This is a genomic window from Micromonospora sp. NPDC126480, from assembly GCF_040302465.1.
Lineage (GTDB): Bacteria > Actinomycetota > Actinomycetes > Mycobacteriales > Micromonosporaceae > Micromonospora.
This window is the reverse complement of record NZ_JBEORU010000002.1, coordinates 241,950-260,636: the sequence shown is the minus strand read 5'-3', so window position 1 is coordinate 260,636 and position 18,687 is coordinate 241,950. Positions and strand designations below refer to the sequence as shown.

Below are 18,687 nucleotides of genomic sequence, written 5' to 3'. Positions count from 1 at the left end.
ACAGATTGGTAACTTGGAGCGAGCCTCAACGCACCGAGCCGGTCCAGCGCGGCCGGTCGACGCACGCCGCCGACGACGACCGGTCGTGACTCAGGACGCGCCGATGGCGGGCACCACGACGGTGCCGCTGCGGATGTTCGGCACGGCTGCCCGGATGTGCGACCGGGCCAGTTCCTCGGCCCGGTCGGCGTCACCGGCGCCGAGCGCCTCGATGATCGCCAAGTGCTCCGGATGTGTCTCATGCGGGTCCCGGTAGAGGCCGGGGGCGAGACTCGTGGTGAGGATCCGGTGCACCTCGGCGGTCCGGCTGAGCAGGGGTTCGCCGGCCAACGCCAGCAGGGCCCGGTGGAACGCGACGTCGGCCTGGTAGTACGCCTCGGCCGACCCGGTCGCGGTGAGCTGCTCGTACGCCTCTTCGAACAGCACCCGCAGCCGGGCCAGTTCGGCGCGGCCGACCTTGGCGGCGGCGAGGCGGCACGCCAGCCCTTCCAGCACGGCACGGATCTCGAAGACAGCGGTCATGCGCTCGGCGTCGAAGCCCTCGGCGTGCCAACCCCGGGGACCGGCGCTGACCAGCCCTTCGCCCTCCAACCGGGCCAGGGCGCGGCGCACGGGGGTACGGCTGACCCCGAGCGCGACGGCGACCTCACTCTGGTTGACCGGATGCCCGGCCGGGATCTCGCCGCTGAGCAGCATCTGGCGGACCCGCCGGTAGGTGCTCTCCTCGACCGGGAGATAGGTCGCGTCGGTACTCACAGCAGCCCTTCGTCAGCGGGGTCCGGTGCACCTGCCCGGCTACCATGGGGCCGCAGCCGGACGGCCCGCGACTGCGCGGCGGACAGGTAACAGGCTTCCACGACCCGCATCGTACGGACATAGTCCGCCGCCGGCGTCTCCGCTGCGGTCCGGCCGAGCAACGCGTCCACGAAGTTCTGCTGGGCGGCCACCGCACATCCGCCCTTCCAACCCGGTGGAATCCGGTAGTCGTGCGGGACCATCCGGCCGCCCCGGCGCAGGAGGGCCATCGTGCCGTCGTCGGCCACCTGCAGGGTGCCCCCGGTACCCTCGACCGACATCGTGCCGTACGCCAGGCTGCGGACCGTCGCGGTCGCGGCCGACCGGTCGGCGTCGTAGACCACGATGCCGCCCCGGGCCATGTGCAGCACCGCCACCACCAGGTCCTCGCCGGCCACCGCCGGGTTGACCGTGGCGGTGACGCACTGCACCTGCTCGATCTCGCCGAAGAGGAACCGGGCGGTGTCGACGTAGTGCACGCCCGTCTCGAACAGCACCAGCCGCGGCATGGTGGCGAAGTAGGGCTGGTCCGGGTAGGGGTGTTCGCCCCAGCCGTCGCCGGGCCGCATCCGCATGGTGGTGTGGAACGGCCGGCCGATGGCACCGTCGTCGATCAGCCGCTTCGCCTCCCGGTACCACGGCTGCCACCGCCAGTTCTCGTTCACCACCAGCGGCACCCGGTGGCGCTCCGCGAACTCGGCCAGTTCGGCGGCCTCGGTCACGGTCGGGGCCAGCGGCTTCTGGCAGAGCACCGGCAGCCCGTGGGCGACGGCCCGGCGGACCAGGTCGCCGTGACTGGCGGGAGGTGTGCAGATGTCTAGGAAATCCGGCTGGAGCTGGTCGATCGCGGCATCCAGGTCGACGTCGGACCAGCCCACGCCGGCCTCGCGGGCCACCGTGGCGACCCGTTCCGGGTCCCGGTGACCCACCAGGCCGACGATCTCCGCGCCGGACACGTCCCGCCAGGCCGCGAGTTGGATCGGCGCGAAGTAGCCGGCTCCGACCATCAGTCCCCGCAGCGTCCGTTCCATCAGTTCCCTCCCCCGCGCCACAGCCGCCGGTCGGCGGCGGTGACGATCGCCTCGCCGACCTCGACCGTTGCGGCGGTGCCTCCGATGTCCGGGGTGAGCACCCGGCCCGCGGCGAGCACGTCATCGACCGCGCCCTCGATCACCGTCGCCACCTCCGCCGCGGCCGGGTCGGCGTGCCGGTCGGCGAGCCAGTCGAGCATCATGGCTGCCGAGAGCACGGTGGCCACCGGGTTCGCGACGCCCTTGCCGGCGATGGTCGGTGCGGAGCCGTGCGCCGGCTGGAACAGCCCGTGCCGGTCACCGACGTCAGCGGAGGCGGCCAGGCCGAGCCCGCCGACGGTGGCGGCGGCCAGGTCGGAGATGATGTCGCCGAACATGTTCTCGGCCACCACCACGTCGAACAGGTCGGGCTGCTGCACCTGGTAGGCGGTCATCGCGTCGACGTAGACGTGGTCGGTCGCGATGCCGGGATGCCCGGCCGCGACCTGGTCGAAGACTCGACGGAAGAAGGCGTACGAGCTGAGCACGTTGGCCTTGTCCACGCAGGTGACGATGCTGCGGCCGTCGCGAGGGCGGCCGGTCCGCTTGGTGGCCAGCCGGAACGCCTGCTCGGTGACCTTCCGGGTGCCGGTCGCGGTAATCACGATGGTGTCCGTCGCGACCTCCTCCCGGACGGTGCACCCGCCGGTACGGGAGGCGTAGAGACCCTCGACGTTCTCCCGGACGACGACGTAGTCGATCGGCGGCGCCGCCGTCAGCGGGCTGGTCAGGCCGGGCCAGGACCGGACCGGCCGGATGCCGGCGTACAGGTCGAGATCGAACCGGAGCCGGAAGATCACGTCGCCGTTGACCTCCCGACCGTCCGGATGGCGCGCCTCGGGCAGGCCGATCGCGCCCATCAGGATGGCGTCGGCGCGGACGCACTCGTCGTACGTCTCGTCAGTGAGCGCCACACCCTCGCGTTGCCACCGGCCCGCTCCGGCGTCGTGCGCCACGAGGTGGACGCCCACGCCGCCGTGCCGGCTGGTGACGTGGGTGAGGACGCGGGTCGCCACGTCGGTGATCTCGGGACCGATGCCGTCTCCGGGCAGGACGGCGATGCGGTACTCGGTCATGCGGGCACCTCCGGTCGGGCCTCGGTCACAGGTGTCAGCGGAAAGACGGCGGCCGCAGTGGCGGCGAATACCTGTCGACGCTCCGCCGGGGTGAGCCTTACCGCGTCGAACTTCGCCAACTCGACCGGGATGTTCTCGATGTGGTCGCTGCCGAACATGACCCGGTGCGCGCCGAGCCGGCGCACCATCTGCCGCACACTGAAGGCCGGGCACCACGAGGGTTCGAGGTAGACGTTGGGCCGGGCGTGCGCCACCTCGATGGCCTCACCGCAGAAGGCGCCGAACCCTGCGTGGCAGAGCACCGTCGGAACCGCCGGGTAGCGGCTGGCCGGAGCCAGAGCCCGATGCGGGAGGGTATGCGGCCCGCCGAGGCCGGTGTGGATCATCACTGGTACGCCGTGGTCGGCGGCGAGCCGGAACACCTTGTCACAGGCATCCTCATCGGGCGCCACCCGGAACCCGTGGGTATGGATCTTGATGGCCACAAATTTCGCGCCGGCCAGAAGCGCGCCGGCCGCCTGCCGGTAGTCCGCCTCCCGCAGCCGGGGGTCGATGTTGACAATCCCCGCGATCCGCCCGGGCCACCGCGTGGCGGCGTCGAGGATCTGGGCGTGCACCTGTTCGGACGTCGTCCGGTCGGCGTCCGGCTGCGGCATCACGAGGGTGGTTGTGATGTCGTAACGGTCCATTGCCGTCAGCAGCGCGGCGGCGTCCGCCGTGTAACCGGTAGCGGCGGACCGGCCGAAGTGTCCGTGCACGTCGATCAGGGAAGTTCCGACGGATTCGCTGTGCTCGCCGTATACGTTAATGTTGTCACCCATCCTGTTGCTCCACTGCCCCGAGCCGCCGCACCACGGCCAGCAGATCCTCGGCACTGCCGACATTTCCGGGAAAGACCACATAGGTCAGTCCGGGAAAGCGGCTGTCCGGGCCTGCCCGCCAGACCGGCACCCCCGGGCGGATCTGACCCAGCACCTCGGCTCGTACGATGCCGAGGCCGGTCGTAGCGACGTCGCTCGCTGTGATGCCGCCCTTGCCGACCACGTACGCGGGGCGTACCGGTAGCCGGGCGACGATGCGGACCAGACCCGCCGACACCCGGACGCTGCGCTGGAGTGTCTCGTCCGCAGACGGCGCGGTCAGTACCGCCCGGCTGGTGTAGACCACGGTGTCCCGCCCGGAGCCGAGGGCGGCGCCGACGATTCCGGCCACCCGGTCGACCTCGGCGTCTGCCTCCCGGCCCTCTCCGGCGAGGGCCGCCGCATCGGTCTGCACCCCGAGCACCGTGTCGGACGCGAGCAGCCGGGTGAGCTGTGCGGTGGTCGCGGGTACGTGGGAGCCCACCACTACCAGACCACCGGGGCCACCTCGCCGCCCGGTTCCCACCTCCGTCGCGGTCAGGAGGCCACGTGGCGCGATTCCGGCGCGGACCGGAACGAACGAGGCGGCGGTACGGTACAGCAGGCGCACCCCGGCCGCCTCGGCGGCCAGCGCTCCGGCGACCAGGACCTCCAGGTCGGCCAGCGCCAGCGCGTCGCAGACGCAAACGGCACCTCCCCGCAGCCCGGCGAGGCGGTCGGCCACGACCGCCGGCCCGCCCCGGCGCAGGTCCGCGAGGGCCAACACCCCGACCTCCTCGCGCCGGATCCGGCCGGCACTGCGTTCGGCCACCCAGTCCGGCAGGTCAGAGGAGGTGAATCCGAATGTGGCGTCCCGGGCGTAGGGCGTCTCCCCGACCGGGAGCCACCGGTCGCCGTCGGCCACCCAGTGCCGGCCGTCGATGGTGACCCGGCCCCCCTCAAGGAAGGCCGGTACCAGCAACACCCCGTCGACGGCACCGCCGAGCCCTTCGGCCAGCGCCAGCGTCTCGCTCGGAAAGTGCCCCCGCAGCGTCGAGTCGCCCCGGCTCACGACGGCGACGGCACGCCCCGTTCGCTGCGCCGCGGTCCGGACCTGCCAACCGGTACGGAAGTTGACTTCCGCCGCCCGTACCGGGTCCAGCGCACGCGAATTGGTCAGCAGGTACAGCGCCGGCGGTCCGGCAGCGAGTTCGGCAGCGATCGACGGTACGTCCCAGCGGGTGAGCACCGGCACGTCATGCACCGTCTGCGTTCCGGTCGGATCGTCGTCGAGCACCACGACCGTGCGACCGACGGCGCCGATCCGCTCCGACAATGGCGGCACGAACGGCTCGGACCACGGTGGTGGCAGGGCTTGACTGTCCGGTGTGAACGGAGCGGCGGTCATGACCCGATCAACTCCAGCTGGACCCCGCCGCTACCGGCGGGATCGAGGAAGACCGCGCGCCGGCCCCGGGTGCCCTGGTGCGGTGCCGGCTGCGCCGGCGGCACGCCGACCCCGGCGCCCTGCCAGGCCATCCCGACGTCCGGCACGGCGAAGCAGAGATGGTGTAGGCCGGGGCCGTGCCGGTCCAACCAGTCGTACAGCGGATGCGGCCGGACCAGGGGTTGCACCAGTTGCAGATGGACGTTGCCCAGATCGAGGTGGGTCAGCAGGACGGCACCGTCATTGACGGCCTCTGCATGGTCGACCACGAAACCGAGCCGGTCCCGCCAGAGCGCCAGGGCCTCCTCGGTGTCCGGTACGACGAGGCCGATGTGGTCGAGCCCGTTGATCTGCTCGCGCATCGTCATCCCTTCACCGCTCCAGCGGTCAACCCGGACAGGTAGTAGTCCATGAGGAACGAGAAGACGATCACCACGGGCAGCGCTCCGAGCAGCGCGCCGCCCATCAGCTGGCCCCAGGCGAATACGTCGCCGACTTGCAGGGCGTTGACCAGGCCCACCGCCACCGGCTGCTTGTCGGCGGAGCGGACGAAGGTCAACGCGTACAGGTACTCCTGCCAGCAGAGGGTGAAGGCGAAGAAGAAGACCGACACCACTCCGGGCAGCACCAGCGGTAGGTCGATCACCACCATCGCCCGCAGCCGGCTGGCGCCGTCGATCCGCGCCGCCTCGGCCAGCTCGACCGGCAGGCTCTGGAAGTAGCTGGAGAGCATCCAGGCGATGAACGGCACCAGGAAGGTGAGGTAGACCAGGATCAGCGCGCCGAGCGTGTTGGCCAGGTGCAGGCGGTTGATCACGACGTTCATCGGAATGAACAGCAGCGCCGGCGGCAGCAGGTACGTCGAGAACACGATCACGCCGACAATCGCACCGCCTCGGTAGCGCAGCCGGCCCAGGCTGTACGCGGCGGGCACCCCGATGAGCAGCGCGATGGCCGAGGCGCAGAGGGCGACGATCAGGCTGTTCAGGGACCAGGTGAGGAATTTCGTCTCGGTCAACAGCGCCCGGAAGTGTTCCAGGGTGAGCCCGCTGACCGCGAACGGCTGGTCGGCGACCCGGTAGAGGTCCGAGCCGGTACGCAGGGAGGTCAGCGCCATCCAGGCGAACGGAAAGAGGGTGAAGAGACTGAACAGGGTCATCGTCACGGTGATCAGCAGCCCACGGGTGATCCGCAGCCGGCGTACCAGCCGGGCCGTCCGTGGCGAGGGAGCAGGCAGTGGCCGTGCGGTCCGGCCGGACAGGGCGGTCATGTCACTTCGCCTTTCGTCGCATCACGGCCAACTGCAGCGCGATGATCGCGGCCAGCGCGGGGAACACGAAGAACGAGATCGCCGAACCGGTGGCGATGTCCGCTCCCCGGATTCCGGTACGGAACGCCAGCGTGCTGATCAGGTGTGTGCTGTTGACCGGGCCGCCGTTGGTCAGGATCCAGACGATCTGGAAGTCGCCGAGGGTCTGCACGAACGAGAAGAGGGTGACCACGACGAGGATCGGCGCGAGGTGCGGCAGGATGATGTACCGCAGCCGCTGCCAGGCGCTGGCACCGTCGACGACCGCCGCCTCGACGAGGTCCTTCGGCACGGTGGCCAGCCCGGCGAGGATGATGATCCCGAAGAAGGGCGCACCCCGCCAGATGTTGACCGTCTGCACCGCGGCCATCGCCCAGCCGGCCTCGCCGAGCCAGGGGATGTTGCCGTCGACCAGGCCGACCTGCCGGCCGAGGTAGGTCAGCACGCTGAAGTCGGCCTGGAACATCCACATCCAGGCCAGCACGCTCAACGACGAGGGCACCACCCAGGGCAGCAGGAACGCCGCGCGGAAGAACCGGCGGAACCGCCGTACCTCGTTCAAGGCCAGCGCCATCACCAGGCCGAGGACGAGCTTGGCGACGACCGCGGTCACCGTGTAGTTGAAGGTGTTCCACATGGTGCGGCCGAACACCGGGTCGTCGATCAGACCGAGGTAGTTGGCGAGGCCGACGAAGGAGACCGCATCGCTGCCGAGTGACTTGTCGGTGAGGCTGAACCAGACGGTCAGCACCAGCGGATAACCCACCAGGCCGAGCACGACGACCGCCATCGGCAGCACGAGCAGGTAACCCAATGGGGCCTCCCGCTCCAGCAGCGACCAGCGGCCCGCAGCGGCCCCGGGGGCATGCCGCCCCGGCGGCGGGCCGATGCCCGCCGCCGGATCGAGGGTGTCCGTGGCCATGGTCATCAGCTCTCGTAGACCTTCTTGAGTTCGTCCTCGGCCGCTCGGATCGCCTCGTCCACCGAGGCCTTACCGCTGATCACCCGGGCGAACATGTTGACGATGGTCTGGTTGTTGTACGCCTGGGCCGACTGCCGCGAGGCCGGGCCGGGCCAACCGGGCATGCGCCCGTCGGCCGCCAGGCCGCGGAGCCCGTCGAGCTTGGGCTCGGAGTTCCACGGCATGGACCGCAGGCCCTCGTAGTTCTTGAGCAGCGGCGTGTAGTAGGTGATGGCGATCTCGGCGAGCGCGGAGAGCTGCTCGGGCTCCATCAGGTAGCGGTAGAACGCCTTCGCCGGCTCGACCCGCTTGCTGTGCCCGAAGATGGCCAGAGAGTTCATCTCGACGAGCTGTTGGCGTCCGACCGGTCCCGCCGGGTACCGCGCGTGGCTCATCTTCTCCGCGATCTCCGGTGCCTGCTTCTGAGCCGTGTACCAGATGCTCGTGGCGTTCTGGGTGACCGCGATCTTTCCGGCGAGAAAGCTGGTGTTGTTGCCGCCCTCGTCGTACGACGAGATCTCCGGCGCACTGACCGCCGCCAGCTCCTGCATCAGCTTGATCGCCTCGCGGGTTTGGCTGCTGTTGATGGCGACGGTCCTGCCGTCCGCCTCCACCTCCGCCGCCCCGTACGACCACAACAGCGAGTACGCGACGCTGGCCGAGTCGTTCGGCCCCGCCTGGTTCATGGTCAGGGCAACCCGCGGCAGCTTGGCGTCGCGCAGCCGGGTCGCCACCTCGACGAGCTCCGACCAGGAGCCCGGGAACCGCGTGAAGCCGACCTGCTCGAACAGGTCGGTCCGCCAGTTCATCACGTGCGCCGTGTACGCCCGGGGGATCGCCCGCCACCGGCCGTCCACGACGCAGGCGTCCTTGGCCACGTCGTACCAGCCACCGTTGCTCTCGCCGATGGACTCGCACAGATCGGTCAGGTCGACCAGCCGGTCGGCGTAGATGTGGGCCTGGTTGGCGAAGAGCTCACCGAGATCCTCCCCGGCGCGGGATTCGACGACGGCGGCGATCTGCTCCCGCCACTCCTTGGCGAAGGTCAGCTCGACGGTGCCGTCGTGCGCCTCGGCCCAGGCGGCGGCCTGCTTCTGCTGTAGCTCGTGGATGGCGGGGATGAAGCTGGCCCGCATGAGGCCAGTCAGGCTTCCGCCGCCGAGGGAGTCGCCGCCCCCTGAGGACGACGTGCCGTCCTCACCGCAGCTGGTGAGCGCGACGGCCAGACCGGTGCCGAGACCCAGCTGCAACGCGCGACGTCGGGACATGCCTGTTGTGATCGAAGGTGTCATGGCGACTCCAAGAGGAGATGATCCGGTCGCCGACCGGAATCGAGGGTGGTGGGGGAAGGATCGGCCGGTGAACGGACGGTGGTGGCCGTGTCCGAACCTGGTGGCGCCGGGCCGGTAGCCGGCCTGGATGGCGAGCGGCCTGGCGACATCGCCGGCACCGGGCTGCCGGGAAGCCGCCACAACGAGCGCCGAGCCTGGGTGGAAGGATCGATCATCGACGCCACCTCCGTCGATCCGTACCGTCGTATTCGTTGTATACAGCGAACACGGATGTCGTCAATGGCAACCTGTCAGTAATCTCGCGAAACTCCCAGCCGGCTTCTGGGGACCCACAGCGTCGTCCACTTCGCACTACCCTTGCCTCCACACCCATTACCGCCGACCGGCGCGTCTCGACGGGAGAAGAAGTGCCGCAACCAGACTGGGTCACCGCTCAGGTGGACATCGAGCGCCCGAGCGCGGCGAGGATGTACGACTACTACCTGGGCGGCTCACACAACTTCGCCGCCGACCGGCAGTTGGCCGACCGGGGCGCCCGGCTCTGGCCCGAACTGCCGGGCATCATGCGCGCCAACCGTGCCTTCCTGACCCGGGCGGTCCGGCACCTGGCGCAGCAGGGCATCCGCCAGTTCATCGACCTTGGCTCCGGCATACCCACCGTGGGCAACGTCCACGAGATCGCTCGCACGATCGAGCCGGACGCCCGAGTCGTCTATGTCGACATCGACCCGGTGGCGGTGGCCCACAGTCGGGCGATCCTGGCCGACGCGCCACATACCGTCGTGCTTCACGCCGACGTCCGGAAGCCGGACGCCATCCTCGACGATCCCGCCCTACGCGGTTTGATCGACCTGGATCGACCCGTCGGCCTACTGGTGGTCGCGCTCATGCACTTCATCCCCGACTCCGACGACCCGCACCAGTTGGTCGGGCGCTACCGAGAGGCGCTCTCCCCGGGCAGCCACCTTGTGTTGTCCCACTTCTCCAATGAGGGCGACCCGGAGCAGGTCGACGGCCTGCTCCGGCTGTCCCGGGCCACCCCGACCCCACTCGCGCTGCGACCCAGGGCCGCCGTCACCCGGTTCTTCGACGGCCTCGAGCTCGTCGAGCCAGGTGTGGTGTACCTGCCCGAGTGGCGACCCGAGGAGCCGCTCGATCCGGGCGACCGCCCCGAGCGGTACAACGACTTCTGCGGCGTCGGCCGCAAGCGCTGAGCGCTGGCGCCACGAGCCCACGGAACCCGGCCCGGGCCTTCCAACGCCGTCGTACCGGCACCTCCTTGACAAGCAGTCACGTTCACGTGGCTTCGCATTTTTCTCGGTGGGGCTCGAATTTCGTGCGTGTTAACGCGGATTGAACTCGGCCTGGACGACTCGTGACCATCGCAGGCAGATGAACGAGTGCTTCATCGAGAAGAGGTCCCTGGCATGACACGAACACGGGCCCGTATCGGGCCCTTCCGAGCGTTGTGCGCGCTCGCGCTCGGCGCGGGTATGGCCGGCGTCACCGGCGTCGCCCCAGCCGCCGCCCAGCCACAGGGCGTCCGCGCCTACCTGGTGCTCACGGCACCCGCCTCCACCAGCACAATCGCCCAGGCGGTGCTCTCTCAGGGCGGCACGGTCCAGAACAAGCACGCCGAGATCGGCGTCATCGTGGCGCACTCCACGGCAACGGACTTCGCAAGCCGGATGCGTGCGGTGACCGGCGTGCAGAAAGTGGGGCAGTCGCGGGACACCGACGTTCCCACCCAGGGTTCGACCGCTCACCGCTACCTGGAACCACAGCTGGGATCGTCCATCTCGGCGCCCCTGGAGCCGGTCGACTGGAACATGTCGATGATGGGCGCCGACCGGGCCTGGGACATCAACCCGGGCAGCCAGTCGGTCACCGTCGGCGTACTGGACACCGGTGTGCAGGGCACCCACGAGGACCTGCGCGCCAACTTCGACGCCACCAACTCGGTGTCCTGCCTGTACGGCAAGACGAACACCGCCCCGGGCGCCTGGGAGCCGGACACGTACGCGCCCGCCGCCGGTCACGGTACGTCGGTCGCCGGGATCATCGCGGCCGCCCGGAACGGGCGCGGCGTCGTCGGAGTCGCGCCGAACGTACGGATCGCGTCGGTGAAGGTGATGGAACCGACCGGCTACATGTACCCGGAGAACGTCATCTGCGGACTGATGTGGTCCGCGGCGCGCGGCTTCGAGGTGACCAACAACAGCTACTACGTCGACCCCTACACGTTCAACTACCCGACCAACCTCGACCAGGACGCGGTGATCGAGGCGGTGCGGCGCGCGGTCGACTACGCCCACAGCCGCGGTACGGTCACCGTCGCCGCAGCCGGGAACTTCTCGACGAACCTCGACACCGAGCAGGGGCTGTTCCTGCCGGGCGACCTGCCGAAGGCGATCTCGGTGACGGCGACGACCGCGCGTAAGGAACTGGCCTACTACTCGAACTACGGCCTCAACACCGTCGAGTTGACCGCTCCGGGCGGCGACGCGTACGGGATGATCAACACCACCGACCTGAACAACGGGTACACGACGTTCAGCGGCACGTCCGCCTCGTCGCCGCACGCGGCAGGGGTGGTGGCGCTGCTGGCCTCGGCGAACCCGGGCGCCAGCCCCGACCAACTGCGCTCGATGCTGCTGTCCCAGGCCATCGACACGCCCTGCCCCTCGGGGGACAGCCGCTGTACCGGGACGCTCGCGAAGAACTCCCACTTCGGTGAGGGGATCGCCAATGCTCTGCGCGCGGTCTCCAGTGACGATCCGGGCCCTGGTCCGGGCACCACCGTCTACGCCACCGACTTCGAGAGCGGGACCTGGACACTGAACCCCTCCGGGACCGACACCGCCACGAGCGGTCGTTTCGAGGTGGGCGACCCGGGCGCCACCTCCTGGAGCGGTTACACGTTGCAGCCGGGGAACACCGTGAGCGGGGTACGCGCCCTGGTCAGCGGTGCCGCGCCGGGAGCTTCGGCTGGCGACGGCGACATCGACGGCGGGATCACGTCGGCTAGTTCGCCGCCCATCCAGATCCCGGCCGGGGGGACCGCGAAACTGTCGCTGTCCTGGTACCTCGGGTGGCTGTACAACTCGGCTGGCGCGGACTTCCTGCGGGTCCGGGTGGTCTCGGCAACCGGCTCGACGACGGTGTTCGAGAAGAAGACCACTTCATCCAACACCTCCGCGGTCTGGACTTCTGCCACGGTCGACCTGACACCATGGACGGGGAACTCGGTGCGGATCCTCGTGGAGGCCGGGGATGTCGCCGCTGGCAGCCTCGTCGAAGCGGGCGTGGACGATGTCCGCGTCACCCACCAGGCGGCGACCCGATGAGGCGCCGTACCGTACCGGTGATCGCGGTTCTCGCCCTGGGCATCGCCGGCCTCGGCGTTCCCCTGGCCGGCAGTCCCGCAACCGCCGCCGACGATGGCCTGATCGCCTCGATCAGCCGCGACCTGAAAATGTCCCGCGCTGATGCCCGGGCTGCGCTGGACAGGCAGGACGCCGCCCAGCGGATCGTCGAGCGGTTGCCCGAACGGGGCGCGGGGGTCTGGCTGGACGAGAAGACCGGTGCCGTGGTCGTAGCGGTCACCGACCCGGCCGCGGCGAGCCGGATCCGCGCCGCCGGAGCCGAGACGAGGATGGTGAGCCGGAGCCGGGCGGACCTCAACGGGCTCGTCAAGAAGATCAGTGACCTTGCCGACAACGTCCCCGGCGTCATCGGTTGGGGTATCGACCCCGAGGGCAACGACGTGCTCGTCCGCGTCGACACCACCCGGACCACCACCGCCACCCGTGCGTTCCTGGTTCGCGCCAAGGCCCTCGGCGCCCGAGTGCGTGAGTTGGCCGGATCGCCCAGCCCGCAGGGGGGCGAGATCCGGCCGGGCAATCCGTGGTTCCCCGGGACCCTGGGCAACTGCTCGATCGGCTTCCCCGCGCTCGACAGCTCCGGCGGCAAGCACTTCCTCACCGCCGGGCACTGCACCACCCAGCGGGACCAGCCCGCGTACGGCGCCGCCGGCCAGCAGAACCGGATCGGCACGTCGAACACCGGGGGCACCCGGAGCGTGTTCGCCCGCGAGGGGGACATGGGCGTCGTCGCGGTGACCGAGCCGGGATGGACACTGTCCGCGTCCGTCAACACGTACGGCAGCGCCCCGGTCACGGTGACCGGCAGCACCGAGCCGTTCGTGAACCAGATCGTGTGCCACTCGGGCGTGACGACGGGCTGGCAGTGCGGTCGGGTCACCTCGGTCAATCAGACGATCAACTACGCCAGCGGGCCGATCGACGGGGTGTCGTTCACCACCGCCTGTTCACTGCCGGGAGACTCCGGTGGCGCCTGGCTGGCCGGGAACAAGGCGGTCGGGCTGCACTCCGGTGGCTACTCCAGCTGCTCGCCGGGCAACCTGCCGGACCAGTCCCTGTTCCAGCCGGTCAACGAGGCACTGCACAAGTGGAACCTCACCCTCTACACCGGTGGTGGTGGTGACACCCAGCCGCCCAGCGTGCCAACGAACCTGCGGACCACAAGCGTCACCTCGACGAGCGTGTCGCTGGCCTGGACCGCGTCGACCGACAACGTCGGGGTCACCGGGTACGACGTGTACCGCGGCACCACCCTCGCCGCGAGCACCAGCGGCACGACCGCGACGCTCACCGGCCTGACGCCCGCGACCAGCTACCAGCTCACCGTCCGGGCGCGCGACGCCGCCGGGAACGTGTCGGCGGCGAGCGGATCGCTCACCGTCCGCACGGCCGACGGATCCGGCGGCACGCGGACGTTCAACAACAACACCGATTTCCCGATCCGGGACTACCAGTACCTGTACAGCCCGATTAGCTCCACCGCGACCGGTGCCGCCAACAGCCCGGTGCGGGTCGAGGTCACGGCGCAACACACCTGCATCGAGGACCTCGACATCTACCTGCTCTCGCCGTCGGGCCGGTGGTACGCACTGCACCAGTACGGCGGCTACGTCTGCCACCCGTTCCCCGGCACGGCTACCTACAACGTGCCGGTCTCGGGCGAGCAGGCCGCGGGTACCTGGAACCTCTGGATCCGGGACAGCGGACCCGGTGACACCGGGGTCCTCGACCGCTGGTCGATCACTGTGTAACTCAGGGTGCGGCGGTGCTCGGCCCATCCGCTTCGGGCGGGCCGAGCACCGCCGCGAGTTCCGTCCGCGACTCCACTCGCAGCTTGTGCAGAGCACGAGCGACGTGCTGTTCCACCGTACGCACCGACACCCCCAGGGTGGACGCGATCTGCCGGTTGGTACGCCCCTGCGCCGCCAGTCGCGCGGCCTCCCGCTCGCGCGGTGACAGCTTCTCCCCGTACCCTGGCCTTCCTCGCTTCGGCGCGGGCAGCGCGTGGTGTTCGCGCAGCGCGTCGCGGCAACGTTGCGCCCGAACCGTTGCGCCCAACCCGGTGAACAACCGCTCCGCCGCGCGCAGCGGCTCGACGCCGTCGTGCCCGGCGGCGAACAGGCACTCCGCCCGCCGGTGAAGGGTCCGCGCCAGCCACTGCGGCCGGTCCCCGACGAGCGTCGCGGCCTCCCGGTACCACGCCTCGGCGGTGTCCCACTCGCCACGCTCGTGCGCCAGCACCGCCTCGGCCAACGCCAGCGCGCCGGAGGCGGCCGGGCAGTCCAGGCCTCGTACCCCGGCCCGGTGCTCCTCGATCACTTCGCTCGCGGCGGCGTATCGGTCCGCCGCGCACAACAACTCGACCGCGACCGGCGTCACCTCGGCTGCCCACACCCACATGCCTGTCGCCCGGATCATCCGCAACGCGCTTTCGATGCCGCTCACCACTCCGGACCGGACCTGACGGCGATGTCGCAGTTCGGCGGTAAGCGCGTGCGCGGTCGCCACCACCGGCGGCGGCCCATCCGCTGCCGCCATCCGTAGCAGCGGAAACGCGTCGGCGACATCGCCCTGTTCGGCGGCCAACGCCCCCGCGATCAAGCGGCACTCGGCGGCGATCCGCGGGAGTGAGGCGTATCGGACGACCATCTCCCCCACGCGCGGTCGCAGCCCTGTCCATCGCCCGCCGAGCCAGTCCAGCAGCACCGACGCGACCTGGAGCAGTTCCGCCACATAGCTGGAGGTCGAGTCGAGGCCACGCCCATGTTCCAGGAAGCGGGCCGCCCGGTCGTGGTGACCGAGCCAACCGGAGGCATCGGCCAGGTTCAGACACCCGCGGGTGCAGTGTCGGCCGATCTCCACGTCAGCGGGCTCGTCGAAGATCCACGCAGCCTGCTGCCACGCGTCCCGTTCGCCGCGGGTCATCAGGGTGGTCACCCGGTTCACCTCGAAGGCCACCCGCGCCCGTTCGTCGATGATCGCGCCGGACAGCTTCTCCGCCTCGGCCAACCATCGTAAATGGACGTCGATGTGCTGTTGTCCGGCGTGCACGTTGGCCAGTGACGACATCACCCGCGCGGCAAGGTCGGGCCGCGGTCCGCGCAGTTCCGCCGCGGCCCGCTCGAGCTCGTGATAGCCCTCGGTCGGATTGCCCGTCTGGTTGAGCAGGAGCAGGCCCAGGTCCGACCGCAGTTCGCCGCGGACCGACTGCGGCAGATCGGCGATGGTGAGCAGATCGCGTAGCAGGGCCACGGTCGCCGTCACGTCCACGCCGTCGAGCGCGACCCGGCCCAGCTTCACCGCGAGGCGGTGCCGTTCCCGCGCGTCGTCGGCGGCGGCAGCGAGAAGATCGCGTAGCACATCGACCGCGGTGCCCGTGTCACCGACCTCGACGGCCCGGTCCGCCGCCAGCTCCGCGTACTTCCGCCATCCCGTCATGTCGCCCGCCGCACGCAGATGGTCGGCCACCCGGCGGTGCGGCGGCGTGGCCGTCCCGAGCAGGACCTCCGTCGCGCGCCGGTGCAGCCGCTGTGCGCGGGCCGGGCCCATCGCCCGCAGCACCGCCCGCTCGGCCAGTTCGTGGCGGCACTGGTACCGCCCACCGCTCTCGCGCAACAACTCCACGGCGATCAGCTTGTCCAACGCGGCCTCACCGGCGGCGAGCGGCACTCCGGCGACGGTGAGCAGGTCAACCCCGTCCACCGGGGCACCCAGCACACACGCAGCGAATACGATCTGCCGGGAGACCTCGTCGAGGCGCTCCAACCGCCGGGCGATCGCGTCGGCGTACCCGTCCGGCACCGACCCGTCGTCAAGCCCCGCCCACAACGCGCCGTGTTCCACCGCCGCCCGGACAACCTCCTCGATCGCGAACGGCACCCCACCGGTACGGCGCAGCAGCGTCGCCGCGGCGCGCGCAGGTGGCCGGTCACGGACCATCACGCGGACCATCTCGACGGTCTCGTCGAGACCCAGCGGCTCGATCCGGAGCCGGTCCCCCGGCAGGTCGGCCTCCGCCGGCCGGCGGGCAAGAACCACAGACAGCCCAGCGGGCAGATGCCCCGCGAGGAAACGCAGAAAGTCGGCGGTCACATCGTCCACCCAGTGCAGGTCGTCCAGCACCAGCACGACGGAACCTGCGGCGGCCAGTGCATGTCGCAACGCCCGGTACACCCGGTGGCGTTCGGCCCGCAGGTCACCGAGTGGCGGCAGCGCGGGCGGCAACCGCGCCCCCAGTTCGGGCAGCATCGGGACCAGCGCCCCGAGCACCGGATCCGTGCTCCACGGCGCACCGTAGTCGGACAGAATGGCATCGATCACCGGTGCCAGCGGAAGCGGCTCCCGCAGCGGCTGCCCGGACCCGGTGAGCCAGGTGCGGCCGCGCAAGCCCGGCTGCGCACGCAGTTCCTGCAACAGCCGCGTCTTGCCGACGCCGGCCTCCCCTTCAACGCGCACCACCGCCGGCGCCGCCCGCACGAGGCCGAGCAGTTTCCGCAATTCCGACCGGCGGCCCACCAGAGGCGTCTGCCCTGCCATCCGCACACAGTACGACGCTGGACGGTCCTCGTCGTCCCAGTCAGATGCTCCGCGAAATTTTGCGGGCCTGCTGGATTGGACGCCTGCTGCATCTCCCGTGGCATCGCGGTCGCCCCGACCTGGAACCCGACCACGAGATCATGAACACCGCCCGGGTTTATCATGGTGCCGTGGAGCTCGACCTTCGTCCACTCACGCTCGACGACACCGCCGCCGTGCACCGCTGGGCATGTCTGCCGGAGGCGTGCCGCTACCAGGTGTGGGGGCCCAACACGTACGAGCAGACACAGGCGTACGTGCGGGACGCGGTGGCGGCGGGGCCCGAGCGCCTGGTCTTCGGGGTGCTCGTCGACGGCGAATTGGTGGGCAGCGCCCAACTCAGGCTGCACGGCCGCAGCACCGGTGAGATCGCGTACGTGGTGCATCCACAATGGTGGGGGCAGGGGATAGCTACCGCCGCGGCGCGGAAGCTGGTGCGGATGGGCTTCGAAGACCACGGGCGTCACCGCATCTTCGCCACCTGCGATCCACGCAACGTTGCCTCGGCCACCGTGCTCCGCAAGATCGGCATGCGCTACGAGGGGCGGATGCGCGGCACCGCGTTCGTTCGCGACGGTTGGCGTGACTCGGACCTGTACGCGATCCTCGCCTCAGATTGATCAACAGTCCGGGACGGCGGGGCATCGCCCGCGGCTCGAGCCCGATGAGCAGACTGTCACCGGCGCTGGTCTGAAGCCGCCTCAGCGGTGCGTCCGGCAGGTGGCGACGGCTGTCTCCCGACAGGTTCGGGCGTGCGTAGCACGAGCAGGTACACGCCTGCGGTTGCCAGGCCCCACGCGGCGAAGACAGTCCACGGCACCCACTGCGCGAGACCGCCGTCGAGGTCGAGCAGCCACCCGCCGCCGAGGTTGCCGATCAGCCCACCGAGCGACAGCACCAAGCCGTTGGCACCGAAGTACGACGCCACCGCGCCCGCCGGGGCGAGTCGCGAGACGGTGCCGTTGAGGGTGGGCAGTAGCAGGACCTGTCCCAGGGTGAACACGACGACACCGGTGACCACCCCGGCTGGCCCGGGCAGCACGCCCAGCAGCCACAGGCCGACGGCGAGTGCGCTCGTGCCCACGGCGAGCGTCTGGCCGGTGCGGAGGTACCGTTCGGCGAGCCGGGTCAGCGGAACGGTCGCCACGACCATGACGATCGCCGCGACGCTGTAGACGAGTCCCAGTGACGTAGTTCCCGGTAGGACCTGCCCCACGCGGACCGGCACCGCGAGGTAGAGCTGGCTGAACAGGGCCCAGGCGGCGGCGCTGACCAGGACGAACCGCCGGAACCGGCGGTCCCGGGCGACCGTACGCAGCCGGTGCAGGGACGACATCCGGTCCGGCGCGCCGGCGTTGGCGCGGTCCGGGCGCAGCCCCAGCCAGGTGATCGCCCCGGCGAGCAGGAACAGGCCGGCCGCGACGAAGCACAGGGCGGGAAAATTGGTGGCGGCCAGGACGCCGCCGAGGGCCGGTCCGAGAACGAAGGCGGCATTGCTGGCCATCTCTCGCACAGCGTAGGCGCGGGTGCGGTGCGGCGCGGGTGTCAGTTCGGCGTACAGGGCGTAGCTGGCCGGGTGGAACAGTGAGCCGCCGAGGCCGGCCAGGACCGAGGCCACCGCGAGGCCGGGCACGGCGTCGACGACGCCGAACGCGGCGAACCCGGCGGCGCGTAGCAGCACGCCCAGGCAGATCGCGCGCCGGTGACCGAACCGGTCGGCGAGCATGCCGGACCAGAGCATCATGCCCTGCTGGCTGGCCGACCGTACGCCGGCGAGCAGCCCGGTGAGTGCGATGCTGAGGCCGAGGTCGTGCAGGAGGTGGTATGCCAGCAGCGGCACCAGGGCGTAGAAGCCGAGGCCCATGAGGAAGGTGTCGGCGACCATGATCTGTAAACCGGGTGACCACCAGGTTCGCCGGCCGTCCGATGACGCGTCCCCC

General features: G+C 70.4%; 15 protein-coding genes. 4 read left to right on the top strand and 11 right to left on the bottom strand.

Annotation, left to right across the window (positions count from 1 at the left end; genetic code table 11):
* Positions 1 to 90 precede the first annotated feature (90 nt).
* The 9 genes from ABTW87_RS02815 to ABTW87_RS02775 are packed head-to-tail and all read right to left on the bottom strand — an operon-like array spanning position 91 to position 8,765.
* Positions 91 to 756, bottom strand: coding sequence for a GntR family transcriptional regulator (locus tag ABTW87_RS02815; RefSeq protein WP_350647885.1), 666 nt, complete (start codon positions 754 to 756; stop codon positions 91 to 93).
* On the bottom strand, positions 753 to 1,826 hold the full coding sequence (locus ABTW87_RS02810) for a Gfo/Idh/MocA family protein (RefSeq protein ID WP_350647883.1): 1,074 nt from the start codon (positions 1,824 to 1,826) through the stop codon (positions 753 to 755). The genes ABTW87_RS02815 and ABTW87_RS02810 overlap by 4 nt, the downstream gene beginning before the upstream one ends.
* Positions 1,826 to 2,941, bottom strand: coding sequence for an isocitrate/isopropylmalate dehydrogenase family protein (locus tag ABTW87_RS02805; RefSeq protein WP_350647881.1), 1,116 nt, complete (start codon positions 2,939 to 2,941; stop codon positions 1,826 to 1,828). The genes ABTW87_RS02810 and ABTW87_RS02805 overlap by 1 nt, the downstream gene beginning before the upstream one ends.
* Positions 2,938 to 3,825 (bottom strand): amidohydrolase family protein, encoded by an 888-nt coding sequence (locus ABTW87_RS02800; protein ID WP_350647879.1) that lies wholly within the window; start codon positions 3,823 to 3,825, stop codon positions 2,938 to 2,940. The genes ABTW87_RS02805 and ABTW87_RS02800 overlap by 4 nt, the downstream gene beginning before the upstream one ends.
* Positions 3,755 to 5,188 carry a four-carbon acid sugar kinase family protein gene (locus ABTW87_RS02795; RefSeq protein WP_350647878.1) on the bottom strand — a complete coding sequence of 478 codons (1,434 nt, stop codon included), beginning with the start codon at positions 5,186 to 5,188 and terminating at the stop codon, positions 3,755 to 3,757. Before ABTW87_RS02795 ends, ABTW87_RS02800 begins: the two co-directional genes overlap by 71 nt.
* A complete protein-coding gene (locus ABTW87_RS02790) occupies positions 5,185 to 5,595 on the bottom strand; it encodes a VOC family protein (protein WP_350647876.1) in 411 nt (136 codons plus the stop codon). Before ABTW87_RS02790 ends, ABTW87_RS02795 begins: the two co-directional genes overlap by 4 nt.
* Positions 5,592 to 6,497, bottom strand: a complete 906-nt coding sequence (locus tag ABTW87_RS02785) for a carbohydrate ABC transporter permease (RefSeq protein ID WP_350647875.1) — start codon at positions 6,495 to 6,497, stop codon at positions 5,592 to 5,594. The genes ABTW87_RS02790 and ABTW87_RS02785 overlap by 4 nt, the downstream gene beginning before the upstream one ends.
* Position 6,498: 1 nt before the next feature.
* A complete protein-coding gene (locus ABTW87_RS02780) occupies positions 6,499 to 7,464 on the bottom strand; it encodes a carbohydrate ABC transporter permease (RefSeq protein ID WP_350647873.1) in 966 nt (321 codons plus the stop codon).
* The gene (locus tag ABTW87_RS02775) at positions 7,464 to 8,765 is read right to left on the bottom strand and encodes an ABC transporter substrate-binding protein (protein ID WP_350647871.1); all 1,302 of its coding nucleotides are present in this window, start codon (positions 8,763 to 8,765) and stop codon (positions 7,464 to 7,466) included. The genes ABTW87_RS02780 and ABTW87_RS02775 overlap by 1 nt, the downstream gene beginning before the upstream one ends.
* Positions 8,766 to 9,196: 431 nt before the next feature.
* On the opposite strand from ABTW87_RS02775, the gene ABTW87_RS02770 reads away from it, so the two are divergent.
* From ABTW87_RS02770 to ABTW87_RS02760, 3 genes are all read left to right on the top strand, one after another.
* On the top strand, positions 9,197 to 10,003 hold the full coding sequence (locus tag ABTW87_RS02770) for an SAM-dependent methyltransferase (RefSeq protein WP_350647870.1): 807 nt from the start codon (positions 9,197 to 9,199) through the stop codon (positions 10,001 to 10,003).
* A 213-nt stretch (positions 10,004 to 10,216) separates the two neighbouring features.
* A complete protein-coding gene (locus ABTW87_RS02765) occupies positions 10,217 to 12,136 on the top strand; it encodes a S8 family serine peptidase (RefSeq protein ID WP_350647869.1) in 1,920 nt (639 codons plus the stop codon).
* Positions 12,133 to 13,923, top strand: a complete 1,791-nt coding sequence (locus tag ABTW87_RS02760; protein WP_350647867.1) for a proprotein convertase P-domain-containing protein — start codon at positions 12,133 to 12,135, stop codon at positions 13,921 to 13,923. The genes ABTW87_RS02765 and ABTW87_RS02760 overlap by 4 nt, the downstream gene beginning before the upstream one ends.
* Before the next feature lies 1 nt (position 13,924).
* Here the strand turns inward: ABTW87_RS02760 and ABTW87_RS02755 are convergent, their stop codons facing one another.
* Complete coding sequence (locus ABTW87_RS02755; protein WP_350647865.1) at positions 13,925 to 16,708, bottom strand: ATP-binding protein; 2,784 nt, start codon at positions 16,706 to 16,708, stop codon at positions 13,925 to 13,927.
* A 170-nt stretch (positions 16,709 to 16,878) separates the two neighbouring features.
* Here ABTW87_RS02755 and ABTW87_RS02750 point away from each other — a divergent pair, with 170 nt between their 5' ends.
* On the top strand, positions 16,879 to 17,367 hold the full coding sequence (locus ABTW87_RS02750) for a GNAT family N-acetyltransferase (RefSeq protein WP_350647864.1): 489 nt from the start codon (positions 16,879 to 16,881) through the stop codon (positions 17,365 to 17,367).
* 56 nt (positions 17,368 to 17,423) lie between these two features.
* On the opposite strand, the gene ABTW87_RS02745 is transcribed toward ABTW87_RS02750, so the two are convergent.
* On the bottom strand, positions 17,424 to 18,635 hold the full coding sequence (locus ABTW87_RS02745) for an MDR family MFS transporter (RefSeq protein WP_350648048.1): 1,212 nt from the start codon (positions 18,633 to 18,635) through the stop codon (positions 17,424 to 17,426).
* Positions 18,636 to 18,687 lie beyond the last annotated feature (52 nt).